Annotated in this window: 16 protein-coding genes and 1 tRNA gene; 13 read left to right on the plus strand and 4 right to left on the minus strand. The window is 71.0% G+C overall.

The features are described 5' to 3' along the window. Window positions 1-35: 35 nt before the first annotated feature. The 3 genes from KAF39_RS09760 to KAF39_RS09770 all read left to right on the plus strand — a co-directional run bounded on the left by KAF39_RS09760 (window position 36) and on the right by KAF39_RS09770 (window position 5,149). A complete protein-coding gene (locus KAF39_RS09760) occupies window positions 36-2,945 on the plus strand; it encodes a UPF0182 family protein (protein ID WP_210677078.1) in 2,910 nt (969 codons plus the stop codon). Between the two features lie 307 nt (window positions 2,946-3,252). Further along, the gene (locus tag KAF39_RS09765; RefSeq protein ID WP_210677079.1) at window positions 3,253-4,119 is read left to right on the plus strand and encodes a hypothetical protein; all 867 of its coding nucleotides are present in this window, start codon (window positions 3,253-3,255) and stop codon (window positions 4,117-4,119) included. A 187-nt stretch (window positions 4,120-4,306) separates the two neighbouring features. Next, window positions 4,307-5,149, plus strand: coding sequence for a universal stress protein (locus tag KAF39_RS09770; protein ID WP_210677080.1), 843 nt, complete (start codon window positions 4,307-4,309; stop codon window positions 5,147-5,149). 23 nt (window positions 5,150-5,172) lie between these two features. Here the strand turns inward: KAF39_RS09770 and KAF39_RS09775 are convergent, their stop codons facing one another. After that, the gene (locus KAF39_RS09775) at window positions 5,173-6,048 is read right to left on the minus strand and encodes an aminoglycoside phosphotransferase family protein (protein ID WP_307805168.1); all 876 of its coding nucleotides are present in this window, start codon (window positions 6,046-6,048) and stop codon (window positions 5,173-5,175) included. Between the two features lie 905 nt (window positions 6,049-6,953). After that, a tRNA-Met gene (locus KAF39_RS09780) sits at window positions 6,954-7,027 on the minus strand. 78 nt (window positions 7,028-7,105) lie between these two features. On the opposite strand from KAF39_RS09780, the gene KAF39_RS09785 reads away from it, so the two are divergent. After that, a complete protein-coding gene (locus tag KAF39_RS09785) occupies window positions 7,106-7,915 on the plus strand; it encodes a carbon-nitrogen hydrolase family protein (RefSeq protein ID WP_210677081.1) in 810 nt (269 codons plus the stop codon). A gap of 7 nt (window positions 7,916-7,922) precedes the next feature. On the opposite strand, the gene KAF39_RS09790 is transcribed toward KAF39_RS09785, so the two are convergent. After that, window positions 7,923-9,125 (minus strand): aminotransferase class I/II-fold pyridoxal phosphate-dependent enzyme, encoded by a 1,203-nt coding sequence (locus tag KAF39_RS09790; RefSeq protein ID WP_210677082.1) that lies wholly within the window; start codon window positions 9,123-9,125, stop codon window positions 7,923-7,925. 95 nt (window positions 9,126-9,220) lie between these two features. Here KAF39_RS09790 and KAF39_RS09795 point away from each other — a divergent pair, with 95 nt between their 5' ends. The 3 genes from KAF39_RS09795 to KAF39_RS09805 are packed head-to-tail and all read left to right on the plus strand — an operon-like array spanning window position 9,221 to window position 13,522. Further along, a complete protein-coding gene (locus KAF39_RS09795; protein WP_246878276.1) occupies window positions 9,221-10,789 on the plus strand; it encodes a S1C family serine protease in 1,569 nt (522 codons plus the stop codon). A gap of 46 nt (window positions 10,790-10,835) precedes the next feature. After that, window positions 10,836-12,089: a CDP-glycerol glycerophosphotransferase family protein gene (locus KAF39_RS09800; RefSeq protein ID WP_210677083.1), complete on the plus strand. Its 1,254-nt coding sequence runs from the start codon at window positions 10,836-10,838 to the stop codon at window positions 12,087-12,089. After that, window positions 12,086-13,522: a CDP-glycerol glycerophosphotransferase family protein gene (locus tag KAF39_RS09805; RefSeq protein ID WP_210677084.1), complete on the plus strand. Its 1,437-nt coding sequence runs from the start codon at window positions 12,086-12,088 to the stop codon at window positions 13,520-13,522. Before KAF39_RS09800 ends, KAF39_RS09805 begins: the two co-directional genes overlap by 4 nt. Window positions 13,523-13,530: 8 nt before the next feature. Here KAF39_RS09805 and KAF39_RS09810 read toward each other — a convergent pair whose 3' ends face one another. Continuing rightward, window positions 13,531-14,556, minus strand: coding sequence for a glycosyltransferase family 2 protein (locus KAF39_RS09810; RefSeq protein WP_246878607.1), 1,026 nt, complete (start codon window positions 14,554-14,556; stop codon window positions 13,531-13,533). A 151-nt stretch (window positions 14,557-14,707) separates the two neighbouring features. Here KAF39_RS09810 and KAF39_RS09815 point away from each other — a divergent pair, with 151 nt between their 5' ends. The 6 genes from KAF39_RS09815 to KAF39_RS09840 all read left to right on the plus strand — a co-directional run bounded on the left by KAF39_RS09815 (window position 14,708) and on the right by KAF39_RS09840 (window position 20,615). Next, a complete protein-coding gene (locus tag KAF39_RS09815) occupies window positions 14,708-15,991 on the plus strand; it encodes a CDP-glycerol glycerophosphotransferase family protein (protein WP_210677085.1) in 1,284 nt (427 codons plus the stop codon). Beyond that, window positions 15,988-16,758 carry a biotin--[acetyl-CoA-carboxylase] ligase gene (locus KAF39_RS09820; protein ID WP_210677086.1) on the plus strand — a complete coding sequence of 257 codons (771 nt, stop codon included), beginning with the start codon at window positions 15,988-15,990 and terminating at the stop codon, window positions 16,756-16,758. The genes KAF39_RS09815 and KAF39_RS09820 overlap by 4 nt, the downstream gene beginning before the upstream one ends. Window positions 16,759-16,816: 58 nt before the next feature. Further along, complete coding sequence (locus tag KAF39_RS09825; RefSeq protein WP_307805169.1) at window positions 16,817-17,365, plus strand: PH domain-containing protein; 549 nt, start codon at window positions 16,817-16,819, stop codon at window positions 17,363-17,365. 82 nt (window positions 17,366-17,447) lie between these two features. After that, complete coding sequence (locus KAF39_RS09830; RefSeq protein WP_210677087.1) at window positions 17,448-18,572, plus strand: 5-(carboxyamino)imidazole ribonucleotide synthase; 1,125 nt, start codon at window positions 17,448-17,450, stop codon at window positions 18,570-18,572. A gap of 124 nt (window positions 18,573-18,696) precedes the next feature. Further along, window positions 18,697-19,164 (plus strand): 5-(carboxyamino)imidazole ribonucleotide mutase, encoded by a 468-nt coding sequence (gene purE / locus KAF39_RS09835; RefSeq protein ID WP_210678027.1) that lies wholly within the window; start codon window positions 18,697-18,699, stop codon window positions 19,162-19,164. Next, complete coding sequence (locus KAF39_RS09840; protein ID WP_210677088.1) at window positions 19,161-20,615, plus strand: LCP family protein; 1,455 nt, start codon at window positions 19,161-19,163, stop codon at window positions 20,613-20,615. Before purE ends, KAF39_RS09840 begins: the two co-directional genes overlap by 4 nt. Window positions 20,616-20,761: the final 146 nt, after the last annotated feature.

The following is a 20,761-nucleotide window of genomic DNA, read 5'->3' on the forward strand; positions in this document are numbered from 1 at the left end:
GCCACCCCACAGCGAGCGATGCCTAGGATGGAAGGGTGACCTCGACCCCAGCCCAGCCCCCGGCCACGCCTCGAACATCCCGACGCATCCTCGGAATCTCCCTGGTGATCATCGCCGCTCTGATCGCGGCGTTCTTCGTCTTCGCGTCGCTCTACACCGAATTCCTCTGGTTCGACCAGGTCGGGTTCACCGGCGTGCTCACCACGCAGTGGATCGCGACGGCGGTGATGTTCGTGATCGGCTTCCTCGGCATGGCCGTGCCGCTGTTCGTCGTCATCCAGCTGGCCTACCGGCTCCGTCCGGTCTACGTCCGGCTGAGCTCGCAGCTCGACCGCTACCAGGAGGTCATCGAGCCCCTGCGGCGCCTCGCCATGTGGGGCATGCCGATCTTCTTCGGCCTCTTCGCGGGCTTCGCCGCGGCGGGCAACTGGAAGACCGTGTGGCTGTGGGCCAACGGTGTCGCCACCGGTGACGTCGATCCGCAGTTCGGTGTCGACACCGGCTTCTACATGTTCGCGATGCCGTTCTACTCGATCCTCCTCGCCTTCGTGTCGGCGGTGCTGCTGCTGTGCCTCCTCGTCACGGCGCTGGTGTCGTACCTCTACGGCTCCGTCCGCATCGGCCAGGGGGAGCTGCGAATCTCGAAGCCGGCCCGCATCCAGCTGGCGGTCATCGCGGGGCTCTACCTGCTCGTCCAGGCGGCCAGCCTGTGGCTCGACCGGTACAAGACCCTCGTCGAGCCGGACGACCGCATCACGGGTGCGGCCTACACCGGCGCCAACGCGACGATCCCCGGCCTCGGCATCCTCGCGATCATCGCGGCGGTCGTGGCGATCCTCTTCTTCATCACCGCGGTCATCGGCCGGTGGCGCTTCCCGCTCGCGGCGACCGCGCTGCTGATCGTGGCGTCCCTCGTGGTCGGCATCGGCTACCCCTGGGTGGTCACGACCTTCCAGGTGAAGCCGAACCAGAACGCCTATCAGGCCGAGTACTACCAGCGGAACATCGACGGCACGAAGGAGGCCTACGGGGTCGCCGACCTGGAGACCACAGCCTTCGAGGCGGAGACGGACGCCGAGGCGGGCCAGCTCCGTGCCGATGCCGAGACGACCGCGTCGATCCGCATCATGGACCCGAAGGTCATCCCGCCGACGGTCCGTCAGCTCGAGCAGTACCGCGGGTACTACCAGTTCCAGACCAACATGGACGTCGACCGGTACGAGATCGACGGCGTGAAGCAGGACACCGTCGTCTCCGTCCGCGACCTGGACATGTCGGGCCTGGGCGACGGGGACAACTGGAACAACCGCGTCGCGGTCTACACGCACGGCTACGGTCTCGTCGCCGCCGCGGGCAACCAGCGCACCACGGACGGCGAGCCCGTCTTCCTCGAGCGCGGTATCCCGACCTCCGGCTTCCTCTCCGACCAGGGTGACTTCGAGCCGCGGGTCTACTTCGGCGAGAACTCCCCGGAGTACTCGATCGTGGGAGCCCCTGAGGGCGCGGACCCGGTCGAGATCGACTACCCGCGCGGTAAGGACGGGTCGAGCGAGACGAAGACCACGTTCTCCGGGAACGGCGGGCCGAAGATCGGCGACACGTTCACCAAGCTGCTCTACGCGCTGAAGTTCCAGTCGGAGCAGATCCTGTTCTCGAACCTCGTCAACGACGACTCGCAGATCCTCTACGACCGCGACCCGAAGACGCGCGTGCAGAAGGTCGCGCCGTACCTCGAGCTCGACAGCGACCCGTACCCCAGCGTGGTCGACGGACGCATCGTCTGGATCGTGGACGGCTACACGACCAGCTCGACGTACCCGTACTCGACGAGCGTGAGCCTGTCGGACGCGATCGCCGACTCGAACGTGCCCACGCCGTCGCTCGCGATCGACGACATCAACTACATCCGCAACTCGGTCAAGGCCACGGTCGACGCCTACGACGGCTCGGTCACCCTCTACGCCTGGGACGAGGAGGACCCGGTCCTGAAGACCTGGCAGAAGGTGTACCCGTCGACCCTCAAGCCGATCAGCGAGATGTCGGGCGAGCTCATGAGCCACGTCCGCTACCCGACCGATCTGTTCAAGGTGCAGCGCGACATCCTCGGCATCTACCACGTCGACAAGGCCGGCTCGTTCGCGCAGCAGGACAACCGCTGGCAGACGCCGAACGATCCGCGCAGTGACGCGATGCTGCAGCCGCCGTACTACCTGACCATGCAGATGCCCGGTCAGGACGAACCGCGGTTCTCGATGTTCTCGACCTTCATCCCCGCCTCCCAGGGTGCGGGCGGAAGCCGCGACGTGCTGATGGGCTACCTGGCGGTCGACTCCGATGCCGGCGCCGAGAAGGGCGTCAAGGCCGAGGGGTACGGACAGCTCCGCATGCTGGAGATCGATACCGACACCACGGTGCCCGGACCCGGTCAGGTGCAGAACACGTACAACTCCGACACGGCGGTGGTCCCGCAGCTCAACCTGCTCCAGCAGGGGGAGTCGGAGGTCATCTACGGCAACCTGCTGACCCTGCCCGTCGGCGGCGGTCTGCTCTACGTGCAGCCGGTGTACGTCCAGTCGTCCGAGGGCACGCAGCTGCCGCGTCTGCAGAAGGTGCTCGTCGCCTTCGGAGACCGGGTGGCCTTCGAGAACACGCTGACCGAGGCGCTCGACACGCTGTTCGGCGGCGACTCCGGCGCGACCGGTGGCGATGATGAGGTCGAGCCCACGGATCCGGGGACGACCGATCCGGATGCGGGGGAGACCCCGACCACGCCACCCACGCCGACCGACGAGCAGGCCGACGCCCTGGCGCAGGCACAGCAGGCGCTCCTCGACCGGCAGGCCGCTCTCGCCGAGGGCGACCTGGAGAAGTTCGGCGAGGCCGACAAGCGCCTCACCGCGGCCGTCGAGAAGCTCCTGGAGCTGGAGGCCGCTGCCGGCGAGTGAGTTCCGAGCACAGGAAAGGGCACCCCTCGGGGTGCCCTTTCGTGTTCAGCGGCACTCGTGGGCGGGAAGCCCGCCCGCCGCATCGGGCGCAACCGCGCCCGCAGGCGAGATCCTGCGCCAGAGGCCTGACGCCGCCCGGACGCCTGCCTCCGATCGTGTTAGCGTGGGGGACGTACCGCATCCGGTAGCGGCCTTCATTTCCTGATTCCTCTGGAGGCCCGCAATGCACCATCCACCCCGTGCCCGATTCTTCCGGCGCGACGACAGGGACCAGCTCGCAGACCTGGTCAACGTGCATCTTTCGACCGTGATCCCGGGAGCCCGGGTCTCGGTCAACACCGTTCTCAGCACCCTCGAGCGCCAGCCGGACGAGTATGTCCTCGACCCCTGGGTCACGGAGCGCGCGACCATCGTCGTCGAGCAGCGCGACCGTGTCGTCGCCGCGGCGCATCTGCAGCGGTTCTCCGGCGATGCCCGGGTAAGCGACGATTATCGCGACGCGGGGCTGATCCTGTTCGCACTGGCTTTCCCGGACTCCGATGACGCTTCGGTGCTCGATGTGCTCCTGCGTGCGTGCCTGGCCCAGCTCCGGACGTGGCGTGTGGGGGCGGTGTACGCGGATGGACAGCTTCCGTTCCCGGGAGTCACCGGGGTTCCCGCGTCCTGGCCGCACGTGCGCCGGGCCTTCGTGCGGGCGGGGTTCGTGCACGCCGGTTCGACGGAGGTCGTGCTGATGGCGACGTCGGCCGCGCTCGCGGGAGCGCGAGTCGCCAGCGAGCGGATCACGGTGCGCCGCGAGCTCGGTCCCGGCGGAGTCCGTTTCGTCGCAGGCGCCGACGGTGCCGACACCGGGTACCTGCAACTGGATCTCACGGTCGGTCGCCCCGAACGCCACCCGGTCGGCCCCGTCCTGGCCGAGCTGTCCGACGAAGACGCGGAGGACCCGGCAGTGCGACGTGCGCTCCTGGCGGAAGCCGGCGAGTGGATGCGGCTCGGGGGCGTGCACGCCCTCCTCGTCGTCGTCGATGGCGCGGACGCGCAGGAACGGGCTCGGTGGACGGGATTCCGAGAGGTCACGGAGAACGCCCGCGGCTGGCGGTACGAACGCGAGGAGGAGACTCGCGGGCTCAGGCCGGTCGCGCGACATCAGGCCACCTCCGCGACACAGGCCTGAATCCACGCGAGCGCCTGCCCCGGAGGTGTTCTGCGCGCCCGCAGGCGCATGCGCGAGGTCAGGCGTTCTGGGGGCACGACGCCTGAATGAGCGCGAATGCCTGGGGCGGCGGAGGGTTTTGTCCGGGACGGACCGTCGCGCCGTGAGGGGGTTGCATGGGAGGGTGGAGGGGAACAAGGAGGTTGCCGTGACAGAGCGCATCGTTGTGGGAGTCGTGGACACGTCGGCGGGTCGGCGAGCACTGGAGTGGGCGACACAGCGCGCCCGCGCGCGGAAGGCGACGATGCTTCTCGCGAGCGTCGTCGGGGGAGCGGTCGGCGCGGTCGGCGAGGGGCCCGTGGTGGACGCCGCGATCGCTGCCGCCCGGAGCCTTCTCGAGGAGCACGCCCGCACGCTGACCGCTCAGGGGCTGGATGTCGACATCGTCGTCCTCCGAGGCGACCCGGTCCGACAGCTCGTCTCGACCACCGCGGGCGCGAACCTGCTCGTGATCGGAAGCGACTATCGCGCGGACGATGCGGACAGCCCCCGGCGGGGCGCGCACGGACTGCGCATCGTCGCCGACTCCTCCTGCCCGGTCGTGGTGATCCCCGACATCGAGACGGTCGACCGTCGCGGTGTCGTCGTCGGGGTCGACGGGTCGCCGATCTCGGAGGCCGCCGTCGCCTTCGCCGCGGCCGAGGCCGACCGTCTCGGCGAGCCACTCATCCCGGTGACGGTGTGGACCCCCGTCCCCCTTCCGCGCGGATCGAGGGCCTACCCGGAGCAGTATCTCTCCTCGATGCAGGAGCTGTCCGAGGAGACCCTCGCCGTCGCCCTGGCCGGACTGCGCCAGACGTACCCGGATCTCGAGCTGCAGCCCCGGGTCGAACGCGGATACCCGTCCGAGGTCATCAACCGTGCGGCCGCCACGGCTCGTCTCGCCGTGGTGGGATCGCACGGTCGCGGTGCCGTCGCGCGGTTCCTTCTCGGCTCCATCAGCCACGAGGTGATCGCCGCGCTCGTCGCCCCCACGGCCGTCGTCCGCTGACCCGAGGCGGCGGATCCGCAGGCCTAGAGGGGACTGGTCAGCACTTCGTGGAGCACGCGTCGGCTGTCGTCGCCGCCCGGTCCTGACGCGCCGGAGAGCGTCACCAGCGCCTTCCACAGCGCCCAGCCGCGAGCCCGTCGCCAGGTCGCTGCATCGAGGTCGACGGCGTCATGGAAGGCGTCGCGCGCGTCCCCCTCGAAAGAGGTCCAGGCCATGACGAGGTCGCAGGCCGGATCGCCGACGCCGCAGGTGCCAAAGTCGATCATCGCCGAGAGCCGGCCGTCGCTGACGAGGAGGTTGCCGACGGCGACGTCGCCGTGGAACCAGACGGGCGCGGACTCCCACGCGCTGTCCGTCGCGGCGCGCCAGATGCTCCGGCAGAGGTCCGTATCCACGGTGCCGTCCAGCCGGTCGAGCGCCGCGCGGACGTCATCGCTGTGGACGCTCGGATGGGAACCGCGGAAGAACGAGTGCCGGCCGGCGGGTCGACCCGCGCGCACGGGCAGGGATCTCAGGACGCGGAGGAGGGTCCCGAGATCGACGGCGAGACGAACGCGATCGAGCCGCGGGGCCGCGTCCACCGTGTCGCCGTCGAGCCATCGGCGGATCGACCACGGGAACGGATAGCCCCGGCCGGGTTCGCCGACCGCCACGACGGAGGGAACGGCGACGGGGAGCCTCCCCTCGAGGAACTCGAGCGCGCTGCTCTCCTTCTGCACGGCCGCGGCGTAGGGCTCGGCGACCGGAAGCCGTACCGACAACTCCTCGCCCAGGCGGAAGGTCCTGTTGTCCCACCCCTGACGCGCCACTGCGCGGACGGGCAGGTGCGCCCAGCGGGGGAACTGCTCCGCGACGAGTTCGGCCACCATGCGCGCATCGATGTCCACCGGTCGGCTCACCCCTCGATCCTCGCAGAGGTGCACTCTCCCCGCGGAGACCGGCTGCCCGTGTCCGCCCCGCTCCCGCCCCGCGGATCTCTCCCGGCCGGAGGGCCGTTCATTCGATGCGGGGACTGGATGTGAACCTGCGACCTCGGGGAGCTGTGCGGCGTGGACCGCGGGACGGTATCAGGTTCTCGCTCTGTATGCCTTCGCGGTGTTTGGCTGGGAGCTCAGGGTGGATGCGCGCACGCCAGGGCGATCAGCGGGAGAGGTAGAGCAGCCGGATCGCGGCGGGCACGCGGATCACGAAGTGGGTCAAGCCGGTGATCGCACCTGAGAGAGTATGGAGTGGGAGAGGACAGGTGAGGGAAATGGTGCAGGGGAGACACGGCGAGCTCGTTGACGAGTTCCTTGACGAGGTGCGGGGGACGAGCCTTGAGCAGTGGCGAGTGTTCGCAACTCACTCCGTCCCCAGTGAGGCCGACGTCGAGGCCACGCGCGCGACAACAGACGTCAAACTCAGTGCTGCAACGCTGACCAGCATGAATGCGGCTGCGACCAACGCGTACCGCAGTCTCGGTCTCGACCGCAGCATGTTCGAGAGCCGGTTGTATCCGAGCCGCATTGCGACATCGATCCGTGTCGCGAGCAGGGCGATTGCTGGTCACGATCAGCTAGACCCGCGCCACCTGGAAACCCTGCTGCGGCCGTTCGCCGCAATCGGCTTCACTTCCGCCACCCGGCTGCTGGCCTCGGAGGACGGGCGGAGGTGCCCTCGACACCCTGGGTAGCACGTCGACGGCGGGCATGCGCAACGGCACCCTCGCGCTGCCCGAGTCGCGGCTCAAGACCGAATCTGCCGAGTTGTGCCTGATTCAAAAGGAAAAGGCCCCGAGATCGTGATGATCTCGGGGCCTTACTTGTTGCGGGGACAGGATTTGAACCTGCGACCTCCGGGTTATGAGCCCGGCGAGCTACCGAACTGCTCCACCCCGCGGCACAAGAGATAACTTATCACGGATCTGGAGGGCCGTCGAATCGAGCGGGGTCGGGGCGGGTGCGAGAGGATGGCGTCATGCCTGAGAACACCGCCGTGCCCGTCGCCGTGTGCCAGTTCGCGCCGATCGATTCCCGCGAGCAGAACAGGGAGCGCGTCGCGGAGCTCGCGACCGAGGCCGCCCGACTCGGAGCGAAGCTCATCGTCTTCCCCGAGTACTCGAGCTACTTCGTCGACCCGATGGATGAACGGCTCGCAGCGAACGCGGAGGATTTGGACGGGCCGTTCGTGAGCGGACTCATCGGGCTGGCCGCCGATCTGGCCGTCGTCATCGTCGCGGGGGTCACGGAGAAGGCCGCGGCTGACGGACGTGTGCGGAACACGGTCGTCGCGGTCCGCGGCGACGGCATCCTCGCGGTCTACCGCAAGCAGCACCTGTACGACGCGTTCGGGCAGACCGAGTCGGATTGGGTGGAGCCCGGGGAGATCGGCGAGCCGGCCCTGTTCGAGGTCGGCGGCCTCCGCTTCGGTCTGATGACCTGCTACGACCTGCGGTTCCCGGAACTGTCGCGGCTCCTGGCCGTCGCCGGTGCGGACGCGCTGGTGGTGCCGGCGGAGTGGGTGCGGGGGCCGCTCAAGGAGCACCACTGGACGACGCTGCTGGCGGCGCGGGCCGTGGAGAACACCGTGTTCGTGGTCGCCGCCGACCACCCGGCGCCGATCGGCATCGGTCACTCGCGGATCATCGACCCGCAGGGTGTCGTGCGAGCGGGCATCGGGCCGGAGCCCGGAGTGGCGCTGGGCGTCGTCGACGGCGCGGCGATCGCCCGGGTCCGGGAGACGAATCCGTCCCTGCGGGCGCGGCGCTACGCGGTGACCCCGCGCTGACCGGCGTTCACCCCTGCAGGGCGGCGAGCCGAGCGGCGGCCTCCTCCAGCACCTCGACGCGCTTGCATGCCGCGAAACGCACGAGTCCTGCGTAGTCGGCGCGGTGTGCGGGGGAGACGAATGCGGTCAGGGGGATGGCCACGACCCCCGCCCGTTCCGGGAGTTCCCGGCAGAAGGCGGCCGCGTCACCGCCGCCCAGCGCGCTCGCGTCCGCGACGGTGAAGTAGCCGCCCTGGGGAGCGTACACCGTGAAGCCGGCCGCACGCAGGCCGTCGCCGAGGATCGTCTGCTTGCGGGCGAGCAGGGCGGCGCCGTCACGGAAGAAGGCGTCGTCGAGGCGAAGACCGACGGCCACCGCGGGCTGGAACGGCGCCCCGTTCACGTAGGTGAGGTACTGCTTGACGGTCAGGACCGCCGTGATGAGTGCCGCGGGACCGTGCACCCAGCCGATCTTCCAGCCGGTGGTGGAGAAGGTCTTGCCCGCGGAGGAGATGGTGAGGGTGCGCTCGGCCGCACCGGGAAGGGTGGCGATCGGCGTGTGCGGGCCGCGGAAGGTCAGGTGCTCGTAGACCTCGTCGGTCACGATGACCGCGTCATGGAGCGCAGCCAGGCGCACCACCTCCCGGCGCACCTCCTCGCCGAACACCGCCCCGGTGGGGTTGTGCGGGTCGTTGACGAGGATGATCCGGGTGCGATCGGTCACGGCATCGGCGAGCCGCTCGAGGTCCGGCTGGAAGTCCGGAGCGCGCAGCGGCACGGTGCGCAGGCGGGCGCCGGCCAGCGCGACAGCCGCGGCGTACGAGTCGTAGTAGGGCTCGAAGACGACGACCTCGTCCTCCGGCCCGTCGATCAGGGCGAGCAGCGTCGCGGTGAGGGCTTCCGTAGCGCCGGCCGTGACGATGACCTCGGTCGCGGGGTCGACATCGAGCCCGTAGAAGCGCTGCTGGTGCTCCGAGATCGCCGCGCGGAGATCGGGGAAGCCGCGCCCCGGCGGGTACTGGTTGACGCCCTCGGTGATCGCGCTGCGGGCGGCGGCGAGCACCGCTTCCGGACCGTCCTCATCCGGGAAGCCCTGCCCCAGATTGATCGCACCGGTCCGGGCCGCTGCGGCGGACATCTCTGCGAAGATGGTGGGCGCGACGGTACCGTCCGCGTCGAGCAGACCGGCACCGGCCGCCGTGCGACGCCATGCGCCGGAGATGACACTCATGAAGAACAGGCTAAGGCCATAGCGGAAACTCAACCTCGGCATAAGAAACGCACAGGGACGCGCGGCATCCTGGAGGAGCGTTGAAGGAGCACACCATGAACCAGGACAACTCGCAGGACCGCCCGGTACCGGCGTCGGACGACGCCGTCTCGGCCGGACAGACCCCTCAGACCCCGCAGACCCCGCAGGCGCCCGAGGCCGGGACGACCCCGCCCTCCGCCCCTGCCGCTGACGCCCCCGCGACGGGCGTCCCTGCTGCGCCGCACGGCCACCACATGCCGCCGACGTTCGCATCGCACGCCGCCGGCGGACCGACCGTCGCGCCCGTGCCGCATGGCCTGGCCGCCCCGGGCCCGGCCGCCGCCGGAGTCCCCGGCGCCGCGTTCGGCGTCCCCGCGCAGGACACCCGCCGGCTCGACGGCACGGTGCCGCCGAGCGACGGCACGCCGACCGCCACCAAGGAGAAGTCCCGCGGCGGCACCCGCGTCGCGGCCTTCATCGTGGCCGCCGCGCTCGTCGGCGGTGTCGCCGGCTTCGGTGGCGGTGCCCTCCTCACCGGGCTGCAGGACACCCCGTCCTCCGGCACCGCGCAGGGCCCGCAGACCGTCACCGTGAACAACCCCGGGTCGGTCAACGAGACCACCGCGGTTGCGACCGAGGCTCTTCCGTCCGTCGTCACCATCGAGGTGGCGGGGTCGCAGGAGGCCGGCAGCGGCTCGGGCGTGATCATCAGCAAGGACGGCTACGTCCTGACCAACACCCACGTGGTCACCCTCGGCGGTGCCGTGGCGGATCCCACCATCCGCGTCACCACCTCCGACGGGCGCATCTATCAGGCGACCATCGTCGGCACCGACCCGATCTACGACCTCGCTGTCATCAAGCTCACCGACGCCAAGGACCTGACGCCGATCAAGTTCGCGGATTCGTCGAAGCTCAACGTCGGTGACACGGCCGTGGCCCTCGGCGCGCCGCTCGGGCTCGCCAACTCGGTCACCACCGGCATCGTCAGCGCGCTCAACCGCAGCATCCAGATCGCGTCCTCCGCGCTGCCCGACTCGTCCTCCGAGGACGCGCCGCAGGAGCAGGCGCCGGAGCAGGGCCAGGGAGAGGGACCGTTCCAGTTCGACCTCCCCGGCAACAGCGGACAGCAGGCCACCGAGTCGATCTCGATCGCCGTGATCCAGACGGACGCCGCGATCAACCACGGCAACTCGGGCGGAGCCCTCGTGAACAGCAAGGGCGAGCTCATCGGCATCAACGTCGCGATCGCCGGCTCCGGCAACTCCGAGGACTCGGGCTCGATCGGCATCGGCTTCGCGATCCCGTCCAACATCGCCGAGCGCGTCTCCGAGGAGATCATCGCCGACGGCCAGGCCACCCACGGCCTGCTCGGGGCGTCGGTCCGCGACGCCGCCGGCGTCGAGGGAGCGACGGAGGCCGGCGCGTACATCGCCGAGGTCACCGACGGTGGCGCCGCCGCGGCGGCGGGCCTCAAGGCCGGCGATGTCGTGACGAGCTTCAACGGCGTGCCGATCTCGAATGCCACCGACCTGACCGCCCAGGTGCGGGCCGCCGCCGCCGGCAGCAAGGCGGATGTCACGTACGTCCGGAACGGTTCCCAGGACGAGGTCGAGGTGACGCTCGGCACGCTCGCCGGCTGATCCCGACCGTCAGAGAAGGACGCCACCCGCGCGATAGGCTCGCCGGGTGGCGTCCTTCTCTTTCGGCACCGGCAACGCGGCCAAGCTGCTTCGGATCCCGTTGTACGCCGTCGGCCGTCTCGGCACCCTCCTCGTCCCGCGCGGTCGGCGGTGGGTCTTCGGCTGCGGCGCCGGGGTCGGGGACGGCGCTCTCGCGCTGCAGCGGTATGCGGCGGCGCAGGGACACGACACCCTCTGGGTGACGGGGTCCTCCCGCGAGGCCGTGGACGCCGCGGCCCTCGGCTTGCGGACCGTCCCGCGCCACGGACTGCGGGGCTGGTGGGCGACCGCGCGCGCCGGGGTCCTGGTCGTGACGCACGGCCTCGGCGACGTGAACCGATACGGCAACGGCGGCGGGTTCGTCGTGCAGCTCTGGCACGGCATCCCGCTCAAGCGGATCGGCCTCGACTCGCCGGCGACGACGCAGGTGCCTGCGGTCCCGGGGGCGCCGATCCTGCGGAGACTCGTCGGTCTGCTCTACCGCGGTGCCGCGCAGCGGATCCGTGTGCTCCCGGCGGCGTCTCACCGTGCGCGGGCGCGCCTGGAGTCCGCGTTCGGGCTGGGCGACGACCGCGTGGTGGTGACCGGGGAACCGCGCGTCGACGTGCTGTCGACCGGTGCCGTCGAGGATCGCCGCGCCGCCGCCCAGCGACTGCTCGAGGCAGCGGTGGGACCGATCGCGGACGATCACCGCGTCGTCCTCTACGCACCGACCTGGCGTGACGGCGCCCCGGATCCCTCGGTGCCGACGGCGGAGGAGTGGGTGCGCATCATCCGACTGCTCGATGAGCAGGACGCCGTCCTCCTCATCCGCTCCCACCCGCTCGGCGACGGATCGTACGCGCCGCCGCTTCCGACCGCGCGCGTGCGGGCGCTGTCGAGCACGGTCGTCAGCGACGTCACGCCACTGCTCCCCGCCGTCGACGTCCTCGTCACGGACTACTCCTCGCTCGCCTACGACGTAGGTCTCCTCGCGATGCCCGTCGTCTTCCTCGCGCCCGACGTGGACGAGTACGCGCGCACCCGCGGGTTCTACGGCCGATTCGAGGAGGTCGCCGCGTCCGGAGTCGCGTCGGGGTGGGACGCCGCCGTCGCCCGGCTGGCGTCGCTGCTCGGCGATCCGGCCGCATTCGACGAGGCCGCCGAGCGTTCCGCTACGCTCAGCGCGGGGATGCATGCTTTCCGCGACGGTCAGAACACCCGTCGGGTGTACCGGGCGATCCTCTCGCGGGGTGTCCCCGCGCCGAAGGGAGCAGTATGACGACGGCCCGCATCGATGACACGGCACAGGCGCTGGTCATCGCAGGGACCGGGCAGCGTCCGGGGAGCGCCGAGCTCTCCGGGCCGCGGGCGCGGGTGGAGGCCCGCCTCACCGGTGGGGGGAAGACCTGGAAGGCGACGTTCGCTCTGCGCGCGTCCCGCTGGGGCGGCGCCGAACTGCCGCTGCCGTCCGGGGAGTATGAGCTCCGTATCGACGGCGCGGACCTGACGGAGCTGCACCTGGCGCCGGTGGTGCTCCCCGGGCTGCGGGTCGCGGTGCAGGGCGCCGCCGTCCGCATCGCCCCGCCGATCGACCCCGTGTACGACACGGCCGAGGGGCGATCGACGCTCGAGGAGCGCTACGTGGCGCAGGCGGGCGGCACGGAGAACGCCGTGTTCTTCGAGAGCTTCTACGGCCGCACCGCGGGGTGCAACCCGCGCGCCATCGACCGGGAGCTCGCGGCGCGCGCCCCCGAGGTGCGCCGGTACTGGAGCGTCGCGGACCTGTCCGTCGAGGTCCCGGACGGCGCGATCGCCGTCATCGAGGGTAGCCCGGAGTGGTGGCACGCCCGCGGTGCCGCCCGCCTGCTCGTGGTGAACGACTGGTTGCGGCGCCGGTTCGCCCGCAAGCCCGGACAGAAGGTGCTGCAGACCTGGCACGGCACCCCGCTGAAGCGGCTCGCCCTGCACCGCCCCGGGTTCGACCCCCGTCGGATGGCGGCCGTGGTGAAGGAGTCGCGGCGCTGGGACGTGCTGCTCGCACAGAACACGTATGCCGCGCGGATCCTGCGCAAGGCCTACGCGTTCCTCGGGCGGCCGATCTGGGTGGACGGCTATCCGCGCAACGACGCGCTGCGCACCGGCGATCCCGACGCCGTGCGGGCCGCCCTCGGCATCGGCGCCGACGAGCGGGTGCTGCTCTACGCGCCGACCTGGCGCGACGACCGGGCGGAGATGGTGGATTTCGTCGATCCGGAGCTCCTCGCACGGCAGACGAACGCCGTCGTGCTGGTCCGCGGCCATTCCCGGACGCTGGAGCAGGGCAGGGACCGGGCCGGTGCGCGGGTGATCGACGTGACCGGGTACCCGGAGACCGCACAGCTGCTGCTCGCCGCGGACGCCCTCGTCACGGACTACTCCTCGGTCATGTTCGACTTCTCGGTGACAGGGAAGCCGATGTACTTCCTCGTCCCCGACCTCGACCACTACCGCGGGCAGCTGCGAGGCTTCTACTTCGACCTCGCCGCGCGCGCCCCCGGCCCTCTCGTGGGCAGCCAGGACGAGCTCGTCGCCGCCCTCGCGGACGACGGGCACCGGGAGCGCTACGCCGAGCGGTACGCCGCGTGGCAGCGGCAGTTCAACGTGCTCGACGACGGTCACGCCGCGCGCCGCGTCGTGGACCGGATCCTCGACCTCGGATTCGTGACGCCCTAGCCCGCGGCTCAGGGGAGCGGGGTGTTGCGCGTCCCGAGACGCGACGCGTCCACCGTGTCGCCGGCGCCCCGCAGCACCCCGCCGAGGAAGCCGAGCCCCCACGACAGGTGCATGGTCGGAAGGACCACCAGGGTCCACAGCCGCTGCCGCACGCCTCCTCCGCCCGGAGCGAGCGCCACCCCGACCACGAGGAGCGCGTACAGCGCGAGCGGGAGATAGACGAGGCACGAGGCGACCAGAGAGGCCGGGCCGGACACGGCGCCCGTGAGCTGCAGGACGCCGAGCAGCACGGCGAGGGCGACGAGGAGCACTAGCACGGGCGGAGCGAAGTAGCGCAGACCGTTGCGGCGGCCGAAGCGGCGCACGAGCTCTCCGCGCCAGGCCCCGGTCGCGCGGAACTGGCGGGCGAGACGCAGCCAGCTCTCCCGTGGCCAGTAGGTCACCGACAGATCGGGATCGAACCACACCCGGTGCCCCGCCTGGCGGATGCGCAGATTGAGCTCCCAGTCCTCGCCGCGGCGGATGGACTCGTCGAACAGTCCGACCTCGTCCAGCACCGCTCGCCGCATGACGCCGAGGTACGCCGACTCCGCCTCGCCCTCGACGCGGCCGCTGTGGTACGCACCGCCGCCGAGACCGACGGGGGAGTTGTACAGCCGTGCGACGGCCTTCTGGAACGGGGTGCGTCCCTCCGCGTGCATGACACCGCCGACGTTGGCTGCTCCGGAACGGTCGAGGGTCTGCAGCGCGCGCGCCGCATAGCCGGGGGCGAGCTCGGAGTGCGCGTCGACGCGCACGATGGTGTCGTAGCGACTGGCGCGGATCGCGGCGTTGAGCCCCACGGGGATGTGGGCCGCCGGGTTCTCGACGAGACGGATCCGGTCGTCGGCGGCGGCGAGTCGGCGGGCGAGGTCGGTGGTGCCGTCGGAGGAGGGGCCCAGAGCCAGGACCAGCTCCGTCGGCACGCCCACCTCCTGCGCGAGCACCGACGCCACGGCGTGCTCGAGGTAGGCGCGCTCGTTTAGCACCGGCATCACGAAGGACACCCCGGTGACGGGGGCGGGGGATCCGTTGGCTGGCACACGTCGATCATGTCACGGGCTCCTCCCGCCCCCTCCCAGGCGAGGGCGGCGAGGCTTCCTCCGGAGGCCGGGGGAAGACGGCCGGACGAACTATCCTGGAGGGATGGGTGCACTCTCTGACGCGAAGAAGGCCTACCGTCTCCTGCAGCGGGCCCTCGCGTCGCGCTCCGCCGTGCAGCGGGTCCGTCGCCGGCTCGCGGACCGGGAGCCGTACCCGGCGGATCACTTCCGTGTCGCGGTGTACTTCGCGGACGGCGCGGTGAACATGTACCAGATGCGGCAGTGGTACCGGCCGCTCGCGGCCCTCGCGGAGCGCTGGCCCGTGGTCGTGCTGGCGCGTCAGGCGACCGGTGCGGAGAAGCTCCTCGAGGAGGATGCACCACCGGTCGCGTTCGTCCCGAAGGTGCGCGACCTCGAGCGCTTCCTCGCGACGCAGGACATCCGCGTCGTCCTGTACGTCAACCAGAACACCCGCAACTTCCAGATGTTCCGGTACGGCCGTCGCTGGCACGTGTTCATCAACCACGGCGAGTCCGACAAGATGTACATGACCACGAACCAGTACAAGGCGTACGACTACGCCTTCGTCGCCGGTCAGGCCGCCAGGGACCGCCTCTCCCGCACGCTGTGGGACTACGACGTCGAACGGCGGACGATCGAGATCGGCCGTCCCCAGGCCGACCACTATTCGGGCTCGCTGCCGTACACCCCGGACGACCGCCTCGTCGTCCTCTACGCGCCGACGTGGGAGGGGGACCGTCCGAGCGCGCACTACGGCTCGATCGCGTCCCACGGGGAGCGCCTCGTCGACCGGCTCCTGGCCACGGGCCGGCACCGGGTCATCTACCGACCGCATCCCCGCAGCGGCGTGGTCGACGAGGCCTACGGTGCGGCGCACCGGCGCATCATCGCGGCGATCGCCGCCGCCAACGCCGCCGACCCGGCCGCGCAGCACGTGTACGACGACGGGCCCGAGCTCGGATGGCAGCTGGCTGCGGCCGACGTCGCGGTCGTGGACATCTCGGCGATGGTCTACGACCGGCTGGCCGCCGGGAAGCCGCTCATGATCACCCGTCCGGTCGACGAGGAGGCCGCCGTCGACACGACCGGCTACCTGTCCGACTGTGAGTGGCTGACCGCGGAGTCGGCCGACGACATCGTCGCCGAGCTGGAGCGGGTCCGGGCTGACGACGCCGCGGTCGCACGCCTGCAGATGTGGGTCCGCCACTATTTCGGCGACACCACGCCGGGGGTGGCGACGCAGAAGTTCCACGCGGCCGTCGACGGGCTGATGCAGGAGTGGGAGCAGTGGCGCGACCGCGAGATCGGTGCGGTCCGCGGCGACGAGGACGATGATGACGACGAGACGGACGACGAGGACGCATGAGCGGCGACCTCCCGCTGTCCGCGGCGCGTGCGGGGCGCCTCGAGGTGCTCGCCGCCACCGGCTCCACCAACGCCGACCTGCGGGCACGGACGGCGGACGTCGAGGGCTGGCCGCATCTGTCCGTCCTGCTCACGCGCGATCAGACCGCAGGACGCGGCCGGCTCGACCGTCGCTGGGAGGCTCCGGCGGGCACCGCGCTCGCCGTGTCGGTGCTCCTGCGCGCGCTCCCCGCCGATCCCGCCGCACGCGGCTGGATCCCGCTGGCAGCCGGGGTGGCGATGGCGGAGGCGGTCGCCGCGCAGCTCCCCGCTGATGCGGTGGCGCTGAAATGGCCGAACGACGTCCTCGTCGACGGCCGGAAGATCTGCGGCATCCTCGCCGAAGCGGGGCCCGACACGGTCATCGTCGGCGCGGGGGTGAACACCGCCATGACGACGGCGCAACTCCCGGTGCCGACCGCGACGTCCTTCGCCGTGCAGGGCGTGGCCGTCGACGAGGACGCGCTCCTCCACGCGTACCTGACGGCGCTGGACCGGCACCTGACGGCGCTCGCCGCGGCGGGGGACGCGCGCTCGAGCGGTCTGCATGAGGCGGTCACCGCCCGCTGCGCCACGATCGGACAGCGGGTACGGGTGGCCCTTCCCGGCGGAGCGGCGCTCGAAGGCACGGCGGTCGGCATCGACGACGAGGGCCGGCTGCTCGTGGAGGTGGAGGGGGCGGTGCACGCCGTCTCCGCCGGCGACGTCGTGCACGTGCGTCCGGCGTGACGCGGGGACACGCCGCCCCGCGGCCGGTGTTGTCGGGGATCCCGGGCACAATGGGGGTGTGACCCAGCCCGTGACGCTCGGCGGACGCCCGATGATGCCGCCGCCCGGCACTCCCGCCGAGGAGCTGCTGATCGCGCGCTTCCGCGGGCATGCGCGTCGGCTGTTCTGGTCCGCGCTCGTGCTCATCGCCACGTTCGGCGCCACCGGCTTCCTCTACGGCAACCTTCCGGCCGGGTTCGAGGACTGGATGCTCCTCGCCGCTGCCGGACTCGTCGTCCTGGTGGCCGTGGTCATCCCGTTCATCGTCTGGTACTCCCGGACCATGACCCTCACGACCCGTCGGGTGATCGTGGTGCAGGGGCTCGGATCGCGGCACCGCCGCGAGATGTCGCATGCCCGGGGGTACACGATCGGCGTGCGGCGCGGGCCGCTGCAGCGGATGTGGGGGTGCGGCACCATCACCCTCTCGAACGGCGTCGATGCACCGCTGTCGCTCGTCAACGTGCCCAACGTCACCCTCGTGCACGAGACGCTGGCCGACCAGGTCGAGGTCGGGCAGATCCTCGCTCATCGCGACGCGCAGGCCAGCGGCGACGACTTCGCCTGAGCGGGTCCGAGCCCGCCGCTCCTCCGCGTCCCCCGCAGGGCCGCACGTGCGGAAGAATGGAGGGGACGAATGGAGGCGGCACATGGCGCTGCGCGTGGGCGTGATCGGCGGAGGACAGCTGGCACGGATGATGATCGCTCCGGCGGTCGAGCTCGGTCTCGACCTTCGGGTTCTCGCGGAGGAGGACGGCATGGCGGCCGGCCTGGCTGCGACCGCGGTCGGTGACTACCGCGACCTCGACACGGTGCGCGCCTTCGCCGCTGACGTCGACGTCGTCACGTTCGATCACGAGCACGTGCCGCAGGACGTGCTCCGTGCTCTCGTCGCCGAGGGCGTCGCCGTCCACCCGGGCCCGGACGCTCTCCAGTTCGCCCAGGACAAGCTGGTGATGCGCGCCCGTCTCGCCGAGCTCGGCGTCCCGCAGCCGGAGTGGGCACCGGTCCGCACCGCCGACGACCTGCAGCGCTTCCTCGACGCCCACGACGGTGCGGCGGTGGTGAAGACGTCGCGGGGCGGGTACGACGGCAAGGGCGTGCGGGTCGTGCGATCCGCCGCGGAAGCGCAGGACTGGCTGGACGGCCTCGCGGACGGCGATGCCCTCCTCGCCGAGGAGCTGGTGCCGTTCGTCCGTGAACTCGCCCAGCAGATCGCCCGCCGGCCCGGGGGCGAGATGGTGTCGTACCCGGTCGTCGAGACCGTGCAGCGCGACGGTGTCTGCGCCGAGGTCATCGCGCCGGCGCCCGCGGCCACCGAGCGTCTCGCGCAGGTGGCCGAGGAGATCGGCCGCCGCATCGCGGACGGCCTCGGGGTGACGGGCATGCTCGCGGTCGAGCTGTTCGAGACCGACGACGAGCGCATCCTCGTGAACGAGCTCGCGATGCGACCGCACAACAGCGGGCACTGGAGCCAGGACGGTGCGGTGACCGGCCAGTTCGAGCAGCACCTGCGGGCCGTGGCCGACCTTCCCCTGGGCAGCACCGAGCCGCGCGCGGCGTGGTCGGTGATGGTGAACATCCTCGGCGGACCCGCCGATGGCACGCTCGGGGAGCGATTCGGCGCCGCGATGGCCGCGCACCCGACCGCGAAGATCCACACGTACGGGAAAGCGCCGCGCCCCGGCCGGAAGGTCGGCCACGTCAACGTCTCCGAGGATGACCTCGACGACGCCGTCTACGTGGCCCGTGCTGCAGCGGCGCACTTCGTCTGACTCGACGCGCGTCGGGAGACGGGAAAGTCGTGTGCCGCTCGGGTGTTCTCCCAGCGCGAGACCGTAGCCTGATCTGGTGACCGAGCCACTGCACTCCTCCGCCGCCCCTCTGGTCGGCGTCGTCATGGGATCCGACTCCGACTGGCGCGTCATGAGCGACGCGTCCCAGGCGCTCACCGACTTCGGGATCCCGCACGAGGTCGAGGTCGTCTCGGCCCACCGCACGCCGGACAAGCTCATGTCCTACGCGCGGGAGGCGCGGGCCCGCGGGCTCCGCGTCATCATCGCGGGTGCCGGCGGCGCCGCCCATCTTCCCGGGATGCTCGCGTCCATGACGGCGCTTCCCGTCGTCGGGGTGCCCGTGCCGCTGGCCTACCTCGACGGCATGGACTCGCTGCTGTCGATCGTGCAGATGCCGGCCGGGATCCCGGTCGCGACGGTGTCCATCGGGGGCGCCCGCAACGCCGGGCTGCTGGCCGCGCGCATCCTCGGCGCCGCGGACGACGAGCTCGCGGACCGCGTGGAGGCCTATGCGGCCGAGCTCGAGGCGCAGGTCACCGCCAAGAACGATCGGCTGAAGGACTCGCTGTGACCTTTGCGCCCCCGCGCGCGACGCGACGCCCGCTGATCGAGACGCGGCCGCTCCGTCACCCGGACTCCGCCGATCCCGGGCTGATGTCGAAGCGCGCATGGTGGCTCGTCGGGCTCAACGTCCTGCTCCCGGGGTCGGCCCAGGTCCTCGCGGGCAACCGCCGGCTCGGCCGGTTCGGACTCGGGGTGACACTGACCACCTGGTTCCTCGCGATCGTCGCGGTCGGCCTCGCCCTGTTCGCCCGCCCCGTCTTCCTCTGGCTCACGATCGGCGGCGGTTTCGTCTCCGCCGCCCTCCTCACACTCGTGCAGGTGCTGCTGATCGGCGTTGTGATCATGTGGATCGTCCTCACGTTCGACACTCTGCGCCTGGTGCGACTGGTCAAGGTCCCCGCGCCTTCGCGCTTCCTCCTCCCGGTGGTCGCTCTCGTGCTGCTGGGACTCGTCGGCGGCGTCACCGGCTACGCCGCCACGGCCGTGGGTTCCGTACGCGGCAGCGTCGGGGCGATCTTCGGACAGAGCGGACCGAGCCTGCCGCCGAGCGACGGCTACTACAACATCCTCCTGCTCGGCGCGGACAGCGGTGACGGCCGGGATTCGATGCGTTTCGACAGCATCTCCGTCGTTTCGGTCAACGCCGAGACCGGCGCCGTCACGATCACGGGCATCCCTCGGGAGCTCCCGCACTTCCCGTTCAGCGACGGCAGCCCCATGCAGGAGCTCTATCCCGATGGGTTCGAGGGCCACGGGTCGTCGACCTGCGGGTGGAACGGCTGGATGAACCATGTCCGCAACGCCGCGGAAGTCTGCCGCGAGGACAAGGGGACGGGGCTGTATCCGGACGCCGAGGCCGCCGGGTCGGCTCCGGGCATCGAGGCCACGAAGGACGCGGCGGAAGGTGTGCTGGGGATCGAGATCCCGTACTACGTGTTCGTCGACATGCACGGCTTCGCAGATCTCGTCGATGCCCTCGGCGGCGTCGACATCACGGTCACCGAGCGGCTTCCCAAGGGCGGACCGCCCGAGGGGTGGACCGGGACGGATGTGAACGAGTGGGCCATCGGCTGGATCGAGCCGGGTGCGCAGCACATGGACGGCGACACCGCGCAGTGGTATGCCCGCTCGCGCTACACGACGAGCGACTGGGATCGGATGAAGCGGCAGCGTGAGCTGCAGGAGGCGATCCTCGCCCAGTTCACGCCGCAGACCGTCCTCACGCGGTTCAACGAGGTCGCTGCCGCCGGTACGGCCCTCATCAGCACCGACCTGCCGCAGGGCAAGCTCCCGGAGTTCTTCGATCTCATGCTCAAGGCCAAGGAGCAGCCGGTGCAGACGATCGAGCTCACGCCGGAGAACGGCGTCGACGAGTTCGAACCGAACTACGACTTCATCCGCGAGCTCATGCAGCAGAAGCTGCACCCGCCCACGGAGACCCCGACGCCCACCCCCTGACCGGGGGAGTGCCGTGCAGCGATCGGCATCCGTCGAACGCCGCCCGCGCCCTCTGTCGTCCGCCCCTCGGGCATGACGCAGCCCACGGGCGACGTTCCAGGGAACGTCGCCCGTGGGCTGTCCGGTACAGGACCGGATTTCACCAG

The organism is Microbacterium sp. BLY (assembly GCF_017939615.1).
Classification (GTDB): domain Bacteria; phylum Actinomycetota; class Actinomycetes; order Actinomycetales; family Microbacteriaceae; genus Microbacterium.